The sequence below is a fragment of the Enterobacter cloacae complex sp. 2024EL-00711 genome (genome assembly GCF_047529885.1).
In the GTDB taxonomy this organism is placed as follows: Bacteria; Pseudomonadota; Gammaproteobacteria; order Enterobacterales; family Enterobacteriaceae; genus Enterobacter; species Enterobacter ludwigii.
The window spans coordinates 381124-398104 of record NZ_JBLIZC010000004.1 but is presented as its reverse complement, the minus strand read 5'-3'; the positions used below and the strand labels follow the sequence as shown (position 1 = coordinate 398104).

Here is a 16981-nt window from a genome sequence, read left to right as displayed (position 1 = left end):
ACCAGACTTACAGTGAATGTTCACAAAAGGATGGTGCAATGAAAACAACATTACTGGTTACTCTGCTCTCGGGTCTGTTTCTGATCTCATCGGCGAACGCGGAAGAGAAAACATTAACGCCGCAGCAGCAACGCATGACCACCTGTAATCAACAGGCGACCGCGCAGAGCCTGAAGGGTGATGCCCGTAAGACCTACATGAGCGGTTGCCTCAAAAACGGTGCCGCAAAACCGGGTGAGAAAAGCCTGACGCCGCAGCAGCAAAAAATGCGCGAGTGTAATGCGAAAGCGACCGAACAGTCCCTGAAAGGCGACGATCGCAGCAAGTTCATGAGTGCCTGTCTGAAGAAAAACGTGTAGTCCTATCGGGTGAGTGGCCCCGGCGGCTCACCCGAAATTTCATACTTTCCCCGTAAGCCCCCTCTCTATAATTTGGGAAATATTTCAGAATATTCCCAAAAATGATGAATGATGAATCTTATTACAATATAAAGCGCATTCGGGAAGAGTGGAATATGACCCTTTCTCAGGATGACCCCCACCGTACCGGGATCCCGTTTGCCCGGCGAGCCCGGCTGGCGCGTGTTGTCGGACTGGCGGCGATGTTTTTTCCCCTCTCTGGCGTGCTGGTCACCTTTTCTGTATCCGGCGTCTGGTGGTTGTTCCTGGTGGGGTGGGCATTTATCTGGCCCCATTTCGCCTGGCAGTGGTCCTGCCGCGCTGCTTCTCCTCATCAGCAGGAACATTTTAATCTGAAGATTGATGCCATTATTGCCGGGCTTTGGATCGGCATGATGGGGATCAATGCGCTACCTGCGGCAGCGCTGCTGATGATGGTGGGAATGAACATGATGGGGTCCGGCGGTTGTCGGCTGTTTTTTACCGGCATCATGTTAACCCTTCTGTCTTCCCTGGTGACGCTCCCCGTCGTGGGCCGGGTGGCTGTCTTTAACCCGGAGCCTCTGGCATGGGGCTTAACGCTTCCCGTGCTGGTGTTGTATCCGATGCTATTTGCCTGGCTCAGCCATCGTACTGCCATCAGGCTTGCTGAGCATAAACGGCGGCTGGAGCTGATGAGTACCCGCGACGGCATGACCGGCGTCTTTAATCGCCGGCACTGGGAAGTGCTGCTGAGAAATGAATTTGAACACTGTCGCCGCAACCACTGCACCGCCACGATTTTGCTTATCGATATCGATCATTTTAAGAATATCAATGACACCTGGGGCCACGATGTGGGTGATGAAGCGATCATTGCCCTGACGCGGCAACTGCAGCTAACGGTGCGTTCCGGGGATGCGATAGGCCGTTTTGGCGGGGATGAGTTTGCGGTGATCATGTCCCGGACGGCGGCAGACAGTGCCATCGCCGTGATGTCACGCGTACATGAGCGGCTGGAAACGCTGTCGTTACCGTGCGCGCCCAAGGAATCTCTGCGTATTAGCGTCGGTGTCGCGCCCTGGGGACCGCAGTTCGGGCACTATCGGGAGTGGTTAAAAGCGGCCGATGTGGCGCTGTATAAGGCCAAAAATGCCGGACGCGGCCGCACCGAGGTGGCCGCCTGACGTCCGGAGCAGATAATCAGGATTTACTCAGTTTCTCTGATTTTTCCATGCATTTTGTCATCGCTTCAATAACGGCCGAACGGAAGCCGCGTTCTTCCAGCACCCGCACCGCCTCGATAGTGGTTCCGCCAGGCGAGCAGACCATATCTTTCAGTTCACCCGGATGCTTACCGGTCTCCAGCACCATTTTGGCAGAGCCCATCACGGCCTGTGCAGCGAATTTATACGCCTGCGCTCGTGGCATACCGCCAAGCACCGCGGCGTCGGCCATCGCTTCTAAAAACATAAAGACATACGCAGGCGCTGAACCGCTCACTCCCACTACCGGATGGATCATAGATTCGGCAATGACTTCCGCTTCACCGAAGCAGCGGAAGATGTTCAGGACATCCGCCACGTCTTCCGACGTCACCAGCGCGTTAGGCGTGACGGAGGTCATGCCGGCGTTGACCAGTGACGGGGTATTCGGCATAGCGCGTACGATTTTACGGTCATGACCCAGCGCGCGCGCCAGCTGATCGAGCGTGACGCCCGCGGCAATCGATACGACCAGCGTCTCTTTGTTCAGGCTGGTGGTGATGTCGCTCAGCACTTTGATCATGATGTTCGGCTTGACGGCGCCAAAGACAATATCGGCTACCTGGGCCACTTCCTGGGCGCTTTCGGCTGCGTTGATCCCGTACCGATCGCGTAACGCGGCGACGTTGTCCGGTGATGGGGTGTAGACCCAAATCTGACCCGGCAGCACCTGTCCGCTGGCGATCAGGCCACCCAGGATGGCTTTGCCCATGTTACCGCAGCCGATAAACCCGATTTTCTTATCCATCACGATTCTCCGTCATTATGCGTTGTTTTCTCTGATTGATAGCTTAACAACGAAATGCAGGCGACAATAGTCGGCAGAACCATTATGGGGAGACAATATGGCGATTTGGGTTGATGCGGACGCGTGTCCGAATGTGATTAAAGAGATTTTATTCCGCGCGGCCGAGCGCGTGCAGATGCCGCTTACGCTGGTGGCGAACCAGAATATTCGCGTACCGCCTTCCCGATTTATTCGCGCATTGCGGGTTCCGGCTGGTTTTGACGTGGCGGATAACGAGATTGTGCGTCTGTGTAGCCCCGAGGATCTGGTGATCACGGCGGATATCCCGCTGGCCGCGGAAGTGATTGAAAAGGGAGCGGCGGCGCTGAACCCGAGAGGGGAGCGTTATTCGCCGGCGACCATTCGTGAAAGACTCACCATGCGTGATTTTATGGATACGCTTCGCGCCAGCGGCGTGCAGACCGGCGGGCCAGACAGCCTGTCCCAGCGCGATCGCCAGCAGTTCGCCGCAGAGCTTGATAAGTGGCTGCTCGAAGTCAAGCGTCGCACTGCGTAATGATAACCATTGTCACTTTGTGGTACAGTATGGCCTCCGCAGGGTTGTCATCCCGTACCGCTTTGCAGTAAAGTAAACGCAACATCTTCTGCAATTATTTCTTTACGCTCTTCGGCCATCCGGCATCAAGGGGAACACCTGGTTATGACCCAACCCATCTTTTTAGTTGGCCCCCGCGGCTGTGGGAAAACCACCGTTGGCCTGGAACTGGCACGCGCGTGCGATCGTCAGTTTGTTGATACCGACCACTGGCTGCAAACCGAAGCCGGGAAAAGCATCGCGGAAATCGTTGAGCAAGAGGGGTGGGAGAGCTTTCGCGCCCGTGAAACGGCCGTGTTGAAGGCGGTCACCACGCCGTCTGCTGTTATCGCAACCGGTGGCGGCATTGTTCTCGCCGAGTGTAACCGTCGCTTTATGCGCGAGAAAGGGATTGTCATCTACCTCAGTGCACCCGTTTCGGCCCTGGTAGGGCGGCTGGAAGCATTTCCGGAAGAGGGACAACGTCCTGCGCTGACCTCCCGGCCGCTCAGCGAAGAGGTGAGCGAAGTGCTGGCCGAACGCGATGCGTTATACCGCGAAGCGGCACACCACGTTGTGGATGCTTCCGCTTCACCCGAGGACGTGGTAATTCAGATTATTACCGCCCTGCGTTTGGCTTGTGCCAGCTAAGCGGCGTCTATACTTATAGCTCAGACATAAAAAAAGGATGAGCTATGCCAACCAGACCTCCCTATCCACGTGAAGCACGCATCGTTACCGTTGAAAAAGGTAATGGCGATCAAACCGTCACCTGGTATCAGCTGCGTGCCGATCACCCCAAACCAGACTCTCTGATCAGTGAACATGAAACTGAACAGGAAGCGCTGGATGCCAAACGGCGCTACGAAGATCCTGATAAGTCGTGAATGAATTCCTAAAGGGCTAAATACCGTGCCTGAATCACACTTTTTACTCATCGCAAATGTTAAGCAGGGGTTAATATTTAGTTATTACAGGTAACTCCGTAACGGGCAGGCGATCTTTACATTTCGCGATGGGGATCACCTGCTACGCTTGGTGCTGTTTTGTTGAAAAAACGAACTGTGCAGCGTAGTGAGCCTGTACCTGTGTGAAAGATTTAGCGGTAATGGAAGGCGATGAAGATGAAGGCGACGTTGGCGATCCTCACTATTGGTGTGGTCCCTGTAAGCGAAGTGTTACCGCTCTTAACCGAGCATGTATCTGAACAACAGATAACGCATCTAAGCCTGCTGGGGAAGATGAGTCGGGAAGAGGTCATGGAAGACTACGCTGTAGAGGCGGGGGAGGATCCCCTGGCGACGTTATTAAGTGACGGTAAACTGGCGCATGTTTCGCGTCAGAAAATCGAGCGCTCGCTGCAGAGCGTAATAGAAGTGCTCGATAATCAAGGCTATGACGTTATTTTACTGATGAGTACTGCACCTGTTAAGGGACTCATCGCGCGTAATGCGATTTTGCTGGAGCCGATGCGGATCATTCCGCCGCTGGTGGCCTCCATTGTTGACGGGCATCAGGTGGGGGTCATTGTTCCCATTGAAGAGCTCATGGACAACCAGACGGCAAAATGGCACGTACTCGAAAAAATGCCTTTGTATGCGCTGGCCAATCCCTTCTGGGACAGCGAGGCCGCGCTGATTGAGGCAGGACGGGAACTGCTGGAGAGAGGGGCCGATGTGTTGATTCTGGACTGCCTTGGATTCCACCAGCACCACCGTGACTTACTGCAAAAGGCGCTGGATGTCCCGGTGCTGTTGTCCAATGTTCTGATGGCCCGGCTGGCCGCAGAGCTGTTGATCTAATGATTTTGCGTGACAGGTGATGATCATGGCCCCTATAGTGAATTTTTATCTAAAAATATAAGGGCCAGTTCATGCTTCAAAGTAACGAATACTTTTCCGGTAAAGTGAAATCCATTGGTTTTACCAGCAGCAGCACTGGCCGCGCCAGTGTCGGCGTTATGGCTGAAGGGGAATACACCTTTGGTACAGCCGAAGCTGAAGAGATGACGGTGATCAGCGGTGCGCTCAACGTCTTACTGCCGGGGGAAACAGAATGGAAAGTTTACTCTGCCGGACAAGCGTTCAACGTCCCTGGCCACAGCGAATTCCATCTGCAGGTTGCTGAACCGACCTCTTATCTGTGCCGCTACCTGAAATAAAACGTTTTATTCCCTCTCCCTGCCGGGAGAGGGTCACTGCAGGTATTACCGCTGCGCTTCGCCGCCGAGGCCTTCTACCAGATTCTGAATTAACGCTGCCAGCTCTCCGGTCATCAGGATAAAGTCCGCGTCAAAGCGCTGGGCGTAATCTTCACGATCGATATCTTCGTTCTGATCGCGCAGCTCATCGCAGAATTTCAGACGCTTCACCGAGCCGTCATCGCACATCACAAACTGAATACGCTGCTGCCAGTCGAGTGCCAGTTTGGTCACCACTTTGCCCGCTTCAATGTGAACGGCGATCTCGTCGCTCACCAGATCCTGCTTTTTCGCGCGGATCACGCCGCCATCTTCGAGCAGGGCTTTGAGCTCGGCTTCATCAAGGATCTGGAAGCCCTGGGCCGCTGTACCGCTGCGCACCCATTCGGTCAGGGTCAGTTCAATCGGCGTTTCCAGCGCCAGCGGAACGACCGGTAACGATCCGATGCTTTTGCGCAGCAGGGCCAGCGTATCTTCCGCTTTTTTGGCGCTGGCGCAGTCCACCATGATCAGCCCGTTAACGGTATCGATCCACATCATTGTCTGGCTGAAACGGCTAAAGGCGCGCGGCAGCAGAGAGTGAAGAACTTCGTCTTTCAGCGAATCTTTTTCGGTTTTTTTCAGCTTGCGACCCTGTTCGGCTTCAAGCTTGAAAATTTTCGCTTCGAGCGCCTGCTTGACCACCGGCGTGGGCAGAATTTTTTCTTCTTTGCGGGCGCAGACGATGATTTGACCCGTGCTGCTGGCGTGGGTCAATGCATCGCTTTGTGAACCCATTGGAGGAACCCAACCGGTTTTGGCCATATCCTGGCTACCGCAAGGGGAAAAGCTATAAGCGGCTAACTGTTTTTCCATCTCTTCTGCACGCAGCGAAACGTCGCGGCTGAGACGGTAAACCATCAAATTTTTGAACCACAGCATGATAATTTCCACGGCCTTGTCGTTAAATCAGCGGGCATGATAACGAATTGTCGCATCGCTTGCATTGCTAATCGGGAAGCGGGCTTCTACTCTGTTGATAATCAAAATAATGAGGAGTGTCTTGTGCGTATTGGGATTGATTTGGGCGGCACCAAAACAGAAGTCATCGCACTGAGCGAGCAGGGGGAGCAACTGTTCCGCCACCGTCTGCCTACGCCGCGCGATGATTATCACCAGACTATCGAGACGATTGCCCGGCTGGTCGACATGGCTGAGCAGGCGACAGGGCAGACCGGCACCGTTGGGATGGGGATCCCGGGCTCAATCTCGCCCTATACCGGGGTGGTTAAAAATGCCAACTCCACCTGGCTCAACGGTCAGCCTTTTGATAAAGATTTAAGTCAGCGCCTGAACCGGGAAGTGCGTCTGGCAAATGACGCCAACTGTCTGGCCGTCTCCGAAGCCATTGACGGTGCCGCCGCAGGGGCCCAGACCGTTTTTGCGGTCATTATCGGGACCGGCTGTGGCGCAGGCGTGGCCCTGGGCGGGCGTGCCCATATTGGCGGCAACGGTACGGCGGGCGAGTGGGGACATAACCCCCTGCCGTGGATGGATGACGATGAACTTAAATACCGCGCCGAGGTGCCGTGCTATTGCGGCAAGCAGGGCTGTATTGAGACGTTTATCTCCGGCACCGGTTTTGCCACCGATTATCACCGCTTGAGTGGCCAGCCACTCAAGGGGAACGAGATTATGCGCCGGGTCGGGGAACACGATCCGGTGGCTGAGCTGGCTCTCAGCCGCTATGAAATGCGGCTGGCGAAATCCCTGGCGCACGTGGTGAATATCCTTGACCCTGACGTGATTGTGCTCGGCGGCGGGATGAGCAACGTCGACCGTTTATATGCCACGGTGCCGAATCTGGTGAAGCAGTGGGTCTTCGGGGGTGAGTGTGAAACCCCGATCCGCAAAGCGGTGCACGGGGACTCCAGCGGCGTGCGCGGCGCCGCGTGGCTCTGGCCGCTATAGCCATTCTCCCTCTCCCTACGTGAGAGGGGCAGGATGAGGGGCCCTCATGCAGGGCACCCTCACTCCACCGCAAACACCTTATCCAGCTTGCTATACCCCAGCCCGTTAATCTTCTTCACTTTGATCTGCACCGGGATTCGCTCTTTCATCGCCTCGACGTGGCTAATCACGCCAATGGTTTTCCCGGTGGCGTTCAGCGCGTCGAGCGCATCCAGGGCGGTATCCAGCGTTTCGCTGTCGAGCGTGCCGAAGCCTTCATCCAGGAACAGCGAATCGATGCGTGTCTTGTGACTCACCAGATCGGAAAGCGCCAGCGCCAGTGCCAGGCTAACAAGGAAGCTTTCGCCGCCGGAGAGGGTACGGGTATCGCGCACCGCGTCCGCCTGCCAGGTATCCACTACTTCGAGTTCCAGCGCATCGCTGACCTTGCGCTGCAGCAAATAGCGCCCGTGCAGGCGATTTAGCTGCTGGTTGGCAAGCCAGACCAGATTATCCAGCGTGAGCCCCTGGGCAAACTTACGGAACTTGTCGCCGGTGCTGGAACCTATCAGCGAATTCAGATAGCTCCAGTCATCGGCCAGCCGCGCGGCCTCTTCAATATGCTGCATGAGCGCCAACTGGTGCTGACGGTTATCGCTGTCCTGTTTAAGCTGCTGGCGGATTTCACCCTGATGAGTGGTGTTCTCCCGAAGCTGTTGCCCGAGTTGCTGTAGCTGCAACTGCAGGGTTGGCGCGTCGAGTTCCAGCCCTTCCGGTCGCTGCGTCTGATGAGCCTGCAGCTGCTGGTTTGCCTGTGCGAACAGCGCGGTTGCCTGCTGAAGCTGGTTTTCCAGGGTCTGCTTACGGTGTTCAAGACGGCGGATAGTCTCTTCATCAAGCAGTGCAGCCAGAAAGGCCTCCCGATCGGCGAAGCAGCTTGCGGTCAGTGCGGCGGTAAAATGCGTCGTGGCGTGCTGCAGTCGCTCGCTTTCGAGGCTTTCCTGCTGTTGCAATGTAGCAAGCTGGCTCTGAAGAGAAACGCATTCGTCGTGCGTTTCGCGCCAGTTATCAGGAATGGCCGGTTCGGTTTCTGTGTCGTTTGTGGCGGGCAGGGTGTCGAGCAGCGGCATCAGAGCCGTCATGCGCTCCTGCATGACGCCATGCTGAGTCTGTTTTTCCTGCCACTGTGCGAACTCGGTTTCTCGTTCGTTCAGCCAGGCAGCCTCTGTGCCTTCTTCCGGGACGTTGAGTGACAGCGTCAGCAGGGTCGTTTCCAGCGCCTGGCGCGTGGCCGTCAGCTGCTGTTGATACTGACGCGCCTGCGCGTCCTGTTCATTCAGCTGTTGCTGCAGCGTCAGACGCTGGCTCAGCTGGTAAAGCTGACGCTCATACTGCTCTTGTTCGTTCATCCACGGGGCAATATCTTCCCGAATATTCAGAGTGATATTCAGGGACGCGCAAACCGATTGCCACTCTTTAGTGAGCGCTTGCTCCTCCTGAGAGAGCGTCTGAGCGTCGTCTGTCTCACGCTGGATCTGCCGGGTCAGGGCATTCACCTGACCGAGAACTAACAATCCTTCCTCTTTAAGTGCAGCGACCTCTTTGGCTAACTGGTCGCGACGCTGCTGGTTGGCACTGAGCTCCAGCGCCTGATAGGCAGTGACCGCCGGGTGCGAGGTTGAGCCGCACAGCGGGCAGGGCTGTCCCGCCTGCAGCTGCGCACGCTCTGCCTCCAGACTTTTAATCTTCTCTTCCTGTCTGCAGAGCGTTTCAAGATCCAGGTAATGTTGGTTTTTCTCTTTGTACTGCTGGCGACGCAGCGTCAGCGTTTCATTGAGTTTTACCTGCTCTGCCTGGGCTTTCTGCAGGCTTTCACCGTTCTGGCGCAGACGCTGTTGCAGCGGCAGATAACGGGCCTGAAGCGACATCAGCCGCTGGCGGAAAGTCCGTGACTGAGCCTGTTGCTCCATCGCCACGCTGACTTCGTCAGCCGTGAGCGTCAGGGCGTTTTCCGGCATCTCTGCCAGCTTCTGGCGTAATTCAGCAATGCGCGTGGAAAGCGTGGCGATCTGATTTTTATCGCGATTCAGCTGTGCAAAATGGGCGCGCCAGCCTGCTATCTCCTGGCCCCACTGACGATACCGCTCGTGCTCTGCCAGCCATTGTGCCAGCGCCGTAAGGTCGGTCTGCAGTTGTGCATGGCTACGCTGGGCCGTATTACGGATACGCGAGCGCAGCGCGGTTTTTGCTTGTAAGCGAGCATTTACTTCAACAATGCGTTGCTTCGTTTGCCCCAGCCGGGTGGTTTGCTCTTGCTGGCTGTCCCACAGTGGTCGCAGCTGGGCGGCGGGGTGAGCAAGCTGGAGCGTTGCCAGCTCGGGCGCAGCCTCGGTCAGTGCCTGTTGCGCCTGTTGCTGCAAGGTGGCAACGCGTTGCTGCTCACGTATAAGCTCGTCATTGCGCGTAAGCCACTGAAAATCTTTCTGTTGATTCTGCTGTTGCGCCAGCAGCGTTTTTTCTTCGTCAGTAAGTGCCTGCAAACTTTGCTGTAACTGCTGCTGTTGCTCTTCACTCAACAATACGACGCCTGCAGCCTGTGCTTCATACACCTCAAGGGCGTTACGCGCGGCTTTGTGTTTCTCAAACACCATGGCGGAAATCTGCCCGTAGATCTCGGTTCCGGTCAGTTCTTCCAGCAGTTCGGCGCGGTCGGAAGGTCTGGCATTGAGGAAGGCGGCAAATTGCCCCTGAGAGAGCAGCATTGAGCGGGTAAAACGGCCATAATCCAGCCCGGTGAGGGCGGCCGTTTGTTCCAGTTTATCCGACACTTTGTCGGCCAGAATTTTACCGTCCTCACAGCGTGCCAGCTCGACGCGTGGGGCCTGAAGATTACCGTCGGGCTGATTTCGCGCGCGGTTCTGACTCCAGAAAGCGCGATAGGCAATACCTTTGACTTCAAACTCAACTTCGGCAAGGCATTCGGCCGTGTCGCGCGTCATCAAATCGTTTTGTGCCTGGGAGACTTTCTGCAGACGCGGCGTTTCGTGATACAGCGCCAGACAAATGGCGTCGAGCAGGGTCGTTTTCCCTGCGCCGGTAGCCCCGGTAATCGCAAACAGTCCGTTGCTGGCAAACGGCTCCGCGGTAAAATCGATTTTCCACTCACCCTTCAGTGAGTTGAGATTTTTCAGACGCAGGCTGAGGATTTTCATGCGTTTTCTTCCTCATCGTTCAGGGCATGCAGGGTGTGCGTAAACAGCTCGTTCAGCCGTGCGCGTTTCGCGTCGTCAATCTCCTCGTGGGAGAGCCGGCGTTCAAAAACCTCTTCCACCCTGAGTTCGCTGAGCGTTTCGCGCTGAGCGCCGAGCAGAATTTTCTCGCGCTGCTCGCGGCTGCGGCGCACCAGCAGCACCTCTACCGGCAGGTCTTCCGTGAGTACCTGAATTTTACGCTGCACATCATGCAGGTAGTCGCCGCTGGCGATCTCAATATCCAGCCAGACCGGCGGGTTTTGTTCCACGCCGCGCCACTGTTCAAGCTGGGCGGTGATGGCGTCCAGATCGCCTTTCAGCACCGCCAGCGGTTGGGTGACGGGCACTTCCAGCGTGTCGACGGCGCTGAGCTTGCCGTCGCTAAAGCTCACCAGATGGACACTTTTGGCTTTGCCGGTCTCATCAAAACTCAGCGAGATGGGCGAGCCGCAGTAGCGAATGTGCTCGCAGCCGCCGATAACCTGCGCCCGGTGGATATGCCCGAGGGCAATATAATCCGCGGGCGGGAAGTTTTGTGCCGGGAAAGCATCCAGCGTGCCAATATAAATGTCACGCACCGCGTCGCTTTTGCTGGCCCCAACGGTGGTGAGGTGCCCGGTGGCAATCACCGGAATCGCCTGGTCACCGCGAAGGGCACAGGCCTGGGCATGCTGCTGGTGGTAATAGTCGGTGATGGCCTGCAGCAAATGCTGCTGTTTTTCTGCGCCGGAAAGCCCCGCCTGGCTTTGGACAATATCGCGCGGGCGTAAAAATGGGATCGGACACAGTACCGCACCCGGCGTCCCGTCGCGCTTTTTCAGGATCTGCGGCGCATGTCCTGCGCTGGCCACCACGGTAGTATTGAGAAACGCCAGAATATCGCGGGATTCATTTAACGTTGCGACGGAATCATGGTTGCCGGCAACAATCACCAGATGACAGCCCGTTTGCTGCAGATTGACGACAAAACGGTTATATAACTCGCGCGCATAGCTGGGGGGCGAGCCGGTATCGAAGATGTCACCCGCCACAATAATGGCGTCCACCTCATGAGAGCGGGCCGTATCCAGCAGCCAGTTCAGGAACGCTTCGTGTTCAGCCGCCCGGCTTTTGCTGTAAAAATTTTGACCCAGATGCCAGTCAGAGGTGTGTAGTATGCGCATTGCTGATCCGTGGCGAAAAAAAGAAAGCAGGATTATAAACTGTCAGGGAACAGAAAATAACCGCTGTAATAAAACAACAGTTTGCCCTTTATAGTGGTACTGTTTTTCATAAATCTGTCATAAATCTGACGCATAATGACGCCGCATTACAAACTTGTAACTTAAATAAGATAAAACAGGGCAAAGTATGGCGAGACGTATTCTGGTCGTAGAAGATGAAGCTCCGATTCGTGAAATGGTGTGCTTCGTGCTCGAGCAAAATGGCTTCCAGCCGGTTGAGGCGGAAGATTATGACAGCGCGGTGAACCAGCTGAATGAACCCTGGCCCGATCTGATTCTGCTCGACTGGATGTTGCCTGGCGGCTCCGGGCTGCAGTTTATCAAACACCTGAAACGTGAAGCGCTTACCCGCGACATACCGGTTGTGATGCTCACGGCGCGCGGTGAAGAAGAGGATCGCGTACGCGGTCTGGAAACGGGGGCGGACGATTACATTACCAAACCGTTCTCACCGAAAGAGCTGGTTGCCCGCATTAAAGCCGTGATGCGCCGCATTTCACCGATGGCGGTGGAAGAGGTGATTGAGATGCAGGGACTGAGCCTTGACCCTACCTCACACCGCGTCATGACCGGTGAAAATCCCCTCGATATGGGGCCTACCGAATTTAAACTTCTGCATTTCTTTATGACTCACCCGGAGCGCGTATACAGCCGCGAACAGTTGCTGAATAACGTCTGGGGAACTAACGTGTATGTCGAAGACCGGACGGTTGACGTACATATCCGCCGCCTGCGAAAAGCGCTGGAACTGAGCGGCCACGATCGCATGGTGCAGACGGTCCGCGGCACGGGTTATCGTTTTTCAACCCGTTTCTGAACAATGACAGGAGTGTGACGCGTGCTGGAACGTCTGTCATGGAAAAGGCTCGTCTTTGAACTGATCTTATGCTGTATTCCGGCCTTCATTCTGGGGGCCTTTCTTGGATATTTGCCGTGGTTTCTGCTGGCGTCGGTTACCGGGCTTCTGATTTGGCATTTCTGGAACCTGCTGCGCCTCTCGTGGTGGCTATGGGTTGACCGAAGTATGACGCCTCCGCCGGGAAGCGGAAGCTGGGAGCCGCTGCTGTACGGTCTGCACCAGATGCAGATGCGTAACAAAAAGCGGCGTCGGGAGCTGGGAAGCCTGATCAAACGCTTCCGTAGCGGCGCTGAGTCGCTGCCGGATGCTGTCATTCTGACGACCGAAGAAGGGACGATCTTCTGGTGTAACGGCCTCGCGCAACAGCTGCTGGGCCTGCGCTGGCCGGACGATAATGGCCAGAACATCCTCAACCTTCTGCGTTATCCCGAGTTCACGCTGTACCTGAAAAAGCGTGATTTTACCCGCCCCCACAACCTGAAGCTCAATAATGGGCGCCATCTGGAAATCCGTGTGATGCCTTACAGCGACCAGCAGTGGCTGATGGTTGCCCGTGATGTCACCCAGATGCACCAGCTGGAAGGGGCGCGACGCAACTTCTTTGCCAACGTCAGCCACGAATTACGCACTCCGCTGACGGTGCTTCAGGGGTACCTGGAGATGATGCAGGAGCAAACGCTGGAAGGCGCGCCGCGCGAGAAAGCGTTGCATACGATGCGTGAACAAACGCACCGTATGGAAGGGCTGGTGAAACAGCTGCTGACGCTCTCGAAAATTGAGGCCGCCCCCTCGCTGGCATTGAATGACACCATTGATGTGCCGATGATGCTGCGGGTGGTGGAGCGCGAAGCGCAGACGTTAAGCCATAAAATGCATCAGCTGACCTTCGAGGTCGACAACACGCTCAAGGTGCTTGGCAGCGAAGATGAGCTGCGCAGCGCCATTTCTAATCTGGTGTATAACGCGGTGAATCATACGCCAGCGGGGACGGATATCGTGGTGCGCTGGCAGCACACGCCAACGGGCGCTGAGTTCAGCGTAGAGGATAACGGGCCGGGGATCGCACCTGAACACATCCCGCGTCTGACCGAGCGCTTCTACCGGGTGGATAAAGCGCGCTCACGGCAGACCGGCGGCAGCGGTCTGGGGCTGGCTATTGTGAAACACGCGGTGAATCATCATGAAAGCCGTCTCGATATTCAAAGCACGCTGGGTAAGGGAACCCGCTTCAGTTTCGTTATCCCGGAACGATTAATTGCCAAAAAGATCGCCTGACGACAGGCGTGTCAGTTTACCTTTCCACGGGCCAGCGTTTGCTGGCCCGTTTGCTTTGCAGTCAAGCGAAACGCGGCTGAATATTATACGGCTGGCTGTTTTTTGTTCGCATGATTAGCCATGGGTTTTTCTTATAATTAGCGTATTGTGCTGGTCTGATTTTTGATGCTGGCATATTGTTCTGGTTTCACGATCCCATCTTGCCTTTAAACGTTATAAGCGTTTAAATTGCGCCCCAGATACTGTCATACCGACTGTATTTGCGTGGTAAATCGAAAAACTATTCTTCTCCACGCCAGGACGGGAGCATATCCCGCTGAAATTGAGCAAATTTTCCGCTGTATCGTCCCGTCAGGGATAGCGAAAATCTCAATGTTTTCAACACCACATCCACAGGCAGTAAGGTTTTATGACCCATCACTTAAAATCGCGTGACATCATCGCGCTGGGCTTTATGACATTTGCGCTGTTCGTTGGCGCAGGCAACATCATTTTCCCCCCAATGGTTGGCTTACAGGCGGGTGAACACGTCTGGACCGCTGCGTTTGGTTTCCTGATTACTGCTGTGGGTCTGCCGGTACTGACCGTCGTCGCGCTGGCGAAAGTCGGTGGTGGCGTTGATAGCCTCAGCACCCCGATTGGCAAAGTGGCCGGCATTCTGCTGGCGACCGTCTGCTATCTGGCCGTTGGCCCGCTGTTTGCGACCCCGCGTACCGCGACCGTATCCTTCGAAGTGGGGATTGCCCCGCTCACTGGCGATGGCGCGATGCCGCTGTTTATCTACAGCCTGATCTACTTCGCGATTGTCATTCTGGTTTCCCTTTATCCGGGCAAGCTGCTGGATACCGTGGGTAACTTCCTGGCTCCGCTGAAAATCGTGGCGCTGATTGTGCTGGCGGTTGCGGCCATCGTCTGGCCCGCAGGCCCGATTAGCGATGCGATGGACGCCTATAAAAACGCCGCGTTCTCCAACGGCTTTGTGAACGGCTACCTGACGATGGATACGCTGGGCGCAATGGTGTTTGGTATTGTTATCGTGAATGCCGCACGTTCCCGCGGCGTGACGGAAGCGCGTCTGCTGACTCGCTACACCATCTGGGCTGGCCTGATGGCCGGTGTAGGGCTGACGCTGCTGTACCTGGCGCTGTTCCGCCTGGGCTCAGATAGCGCCATACTGGTCGATCAAAATGCCAACGGCGCGGCGATCCTCCATGCTTACGTACAGCACACCTTTGGTGGTGCGGGTAGCCTGCTGCTGGCGGTACTGATTTTCCTGGCGTGCCTTGTCACCGCCGTGGGGCTGACCTGCGCCTGCGCTGAGTTCTTTGCTCAGTATCTGCCGCTCTCTTACCGCACGCTGGTCTTTATCCTGGGCATCTTCTCCATGGCGGTGTCAAACCTCGGTCTGAGCCACCTGATTCAGGTCTCTATCCCGGTGCTGACGGCCATCTATCCGCCATGTATCGTGCTGGTGGTGCTGAGCTTCACCCGCCCGTGGTGGAACAACTCGTCGCGAATTATTGCGCCAGCCATGTTTATCAGCCTGATTTTTGGTATCCTTGACGGGATTAAAGCATCCGCCTTTGCGCAAATACTGCCAGCCTGGACACAGCGTCTGCCGCTGTCCGAGCAAGGCCTGGCCTGGTTGATGCCTACCGTTGTTGCACTGGTTCTGGCCATTATCTGGGATCGTGCTGCAGGGCGTCAGGTCGCATCGAACGCCCATTAATCAACGGCAACAAACTGTTTAACCACGGGGCTTAAGGCCCCGTGGTTTTTTGTTTTTTTCGAGTTGAATGGCAAGATTTAAATGGAAAGCACTAACAAACTCAAACGTGGACTCAGCACCCGCCACATTCGCTTTATGGCGCTGGGATCCGCTATCGGTACCGGTCTTTTTTATGGCTCGGCAGATGCCATTAAAATGGCCGGTCCCAGCGTTCTGCTGGCCTACATCATCGGTGGCGTGGCCGCGTATATCATCATGCGCGCCCTCGGGGAGATGTCGGTTCACAATCCGTCTGCCAGTTCGTTCTCGCGCTATGCGCAGGAAAACTTAGGCCCGCTGGCGGGCTTCATCACCGGCTGGACCTACTGCTTCGAAATTCTGATTGTGGCTATTGCCGACGTTACCGCCTTTGGCATCTACATGGGCGTCTGGTTCCCCGCGGTTCCGCACTGGATATGGGTGCTGAGCGTGGTGCTGATCATCTGTGCCGTCAACCTGATGAGCGTGAAGGTGTTTGGTGAACTGGAGTTCTGGTTCTCCTTCTTCAAAGTTGCCACCATTATCATCATGATTATCGCGGGCTTCGGGATCATCATCTGGGGTATCGGCAACGGCGGTCAGCCAACGGGGATCCATAACCTCTGGAGCAACGGCGGCTTCTTCAGCAACGGCTGGCTCGGTATGGTGATGTCGCTGCAGATGGTCATGTTTGCCTACGGCGGGATCGAGATTATCGGCATTACCGCCGGGGAAGCGAAAGACCCGGAGAAATCCATTCCGCGCGCCATCAACTCAGTGCCAATGCGTATTCTGGTGTTCTATGTGGGGACGCTGTTCGTCATTATGTCCATCTACCCGTGGAACCAGGTGGGCACTAACGGCAGCCCGTTTGTGCTGACCTTCCAGCATATGGGCATCGCGTTTGCCGCCAGCATCCTGAACTTTGTGGTGCTGACCGCCTCGCTTTCGGCAATCAACAGTGACGTCTTTGGCGTGGGCCGCATGCTGCACGGAATGGCGGAGCAGGGCAGTGCGCCTAAGGTGTTTGCCAAAACCTCTCGTCGCGGCACGCCGTGGGTGACGGTAATGGTAATGACCGTAGCCCTGCTGCTGTCGGTCTACCTGAACTACATCATGCCGGAGAATGTGTTCCTGGTGATTGCGTCGCTGGCGACCTTCGCGACCGTGTGGGTGTGGATCATGATCCTGTTGTCGCAGATTGCGTTCCGTCGCCGTCTGTCACCGGAAGAGGCGAAAGCGCTGAAGTTCAAAGTGCCGGGTGGGGTGGTGACAACCGCTGTCGGCCTGGTCTTCCTGGTCTTTATCATCGCCCTGATTGGCTATCATCCGGATACCCGTATCTCCCTTTATGTGGGCTGCGCGTGGATCGTCCTGCTGCTGCTGGGCTGGATGTTTAAATGCCGCCGCGACCGTCAGCTGGCGCAGGCACAGTAATCGTCCCTCTCCCCGCAGAGGGACTGGAAGGAGGCATCCGCTCACGCTGATGCCTCCTCCCCCGTCCTCCTCCCTCAATAAACCTCGTCATGATGA

16 protein-coding genes are annotated in these 16981 nt (G+C 56.0%); 12 read left to right on the top strand and 4 right to left on the bottom strand.

What is annotated here, in order from left to right; all coding sequences use genetic code 11:
• Window positions 1-38: 38 nt before the first annotated feature.
• Both psiF and adrA read left to right on the top strand, forming a co-directional pair.
• A complete protein-coding gene (gene psiF, locus ACMVME_RS14270; protein ID WP_014168820.1) occupies window positions 39-359 on the top strand; it encodes a phosphate starvation-inducible protein PsiF in 321 nt (106 codons plus the stop codon).
• Between the two features lie 101 nt (window positions 360-460).
• Window positions 461-1564: a diguanylate cyclase AdrA gene (gene adrA, locus ACMVME_RS14265; protein ID WP_042866570.1), complete on the top strand. Its 1104-nt coding sequence runs from the start codon at window positions 461-463 to the stop codon at window positions 1562-1564.
• Window positions 1565-1580: 16 nt separating this feature from the next.
• Here adrA and proC read toward each other — a convergent pair whose 3' ends face one another.
• Window positions 1581-2390 carry a pyrroline-5-carboxylate reductase gene (gene proC, locus ACMVME_RS14260; protein WP_020885239.1) on the bottom strand — a complete coding sequence of 270 codons (810 nt, stop codon included), beginning with the start codon at window positions 2388-2390 and terminating at the stop codon, window positions 1581-1583.
• Window positions 2391-2487: 97 nt separating this feature from the next.
• Here proC and ACMVME_RS14255 point away from each other — a divergent pair, with 97 nt between their 5' ends.
• The 5 genes from ACMVME_RS14255 to ppnP all read left to right on the top strand — a co-directional run bounded on the left by ACMVME_RS14255 (window position 2488) and on the right by ppnP (window position 5125).
• Complete coding sequence (locus ACMVME_RS14255; protein WP_014168823.1) at window positions 2488-2946, top strand: YaiI/YqxD family protein; 459 nt, start codon at window positions 2488-2490, stop codon at window positions 2944-2946.
• 144 nt (window positions 2947-3090) lie between these two features.
• Window positions 3091-3615, top strand: coding sequence for a shikimate kinase AroL (aroL, locus tag ACMVME_RS14250; protein WP_068795168.1), 525 nt, complete (start codon window positions 3091-3093; stop codon window positions 3613-3615).
• A gap of 44 nt (window positions 3616-3659) precedes the next feature.
• The gene (gene yaiA, locus ACMVME_RS14245; RefSeq protein ID WP_013095817.1) at window positions 3660-3851 is read left to right on the top strand and encodes a protein YaiA; all 192 of its coding nucleotides are present in this window, start codon (window positions 3660-3662) and stop codon (window positions 3849-3851) included.
• Between the two features lie 237 nt (window positions 3852-4088).
• Window positions 4089-4766, top strand: a complete 678-nt coding sequence (locus ACMVME_RS14240; RefSeq protein WP_025204994.1) for an AroM family protein — start codon at window positions 4089-4091, stop codon at window positions 4764-4766.
• Between the two features lie 71 nt (window positions 4767-4837).
• Window positions 4838-5125 (top strand): pyrimidine/purine nucleoside phosphorylase, encoded by a 288-nt coding sequence (gene ppnP / locus ACMVME_RS14235; protein ID WP_014168827.1) that lies wholly within the window; start codon window positions 4838-4840, stop codon window positions 5123-5125.
• 45 nt (window positions 5126-5170) lie between these two features.
• Here the strand turns inward: ppnP and rdgC are convergent, their stop codons facing one another.
• Window positions 5171-6085, bottom strand: a complete 915-nt coding sequence (gene rdgC / locus ACMVME_RS14230; protein WP_014882739.1) for a recombination-associated protein RdgC — start codon at window positions 6083-6085, stop codon at window positions 5171-5173.
• 123 nt (window positions 6086-6208) lie between these two features.
• On the opposite strand from rdgC, the gene mak reads away from it, so the two are divergent.
• A complete protein-coding gene (gene mak, locus ACMVME_RS14225) occupies window positions 6209-7114 on the top strand; it encodes a fructokinase (protein WP_025204991.1) in 906 nt (301 codons plus the stop codon).
• Window positions 7115-7173: 59 nt separating this feature from the next.
• On the opposite strand, the gene sbcC is transcribed toward mak, so the two are convergent.
• Both sbcC and sbcD read right to left on the bottom strand, forming a co-directional pair.
• Window positions 7174-10305 carry an exonuclease subunit SbcC gene (gene sbcC / locus ACMVME_RS14220; RefSeq protein ID WP_032681574.1) on the bottom strand — a complete coding sequence of 1044 codons (3132 nt, stop codon included), beginning with the start codon at window positions 10303-10305 and terminating at the stop codon, window positions 7174-7176.
• Window positions 10302-11507 carry an exonuclease subunit SbcD gene (sbcD, locus tag ACMVME_RS14215; protein WP_032681573.1) on the bottom strand — a complete coding sequence of 402 codons (1206 nt, stop codon included), beginning with the start codon at window positions 11505-11507 and terminating at the stop codon, window positions 10302-10304. Before sbcD ends, sbcC begins: the two co-directional genes overlap by 4 nt.
• A 187-nt stretch (window positions 11508-11694) precedes the next feature.
• Between sbcD and phoB the strand changes: the two genes are divergently transcribed.
• The 4 genes from phoB (at window position 11695) to proY (ending at window position 16885) form a co-directional block, all read left to right on the top strand.
• Complete coding sequence (phoB, locus tag ACMVME_RS14210; RefSeq protein ID WP_008503265.1) at window positions 11695-12384, top strand: phosphate response regulator transcription factor PhoB; 690 nt, start codon at window positions 11695-11697, stop codon at window positions 12382-12384.
• Between the two features lie 21 nt (window positions 12385-12405).
• On the top strand, window positions 12406-13701 hold the full coding sequence (phoR, locus tag ACMVME_RS14205; protein WP_014168833.1) for a phosphate regulon sensor histidine kinase PhoR: 1296 nt from the start codon (window positions 12406-12408) through the stop codon (window positions 13699-13701).
• 409 nt (window positions 13702-14110) lie between these two features.
• Complete coding sequence (gene brnQ / locus ACMVME_RS14200; RefSeq protein WP_014168834.1) at window positions 14111-15430, top strand: branched-chain amino acid transporter carrier protein BrnQ; 1320 nt, start codon at window positions 14111-14113, stop codon at window positions 15428-15430.
• Window positions 15431-15511: 81 nt separating this feature from the next.
• The gene (gene proY / locus ACMVME_RS14195; protein WP_014168835.1) at window positions 15512-16885 is read left to right on the top strand and encodes a proline-specific permease ProY; all 1374 of its coding nucleotides are present in this window, start codon (window positions 15512-15514) and stop codon (window positions 16883-16885) included.
• Window positions 16886-16981: the final 96 nt, after the last annotated feature.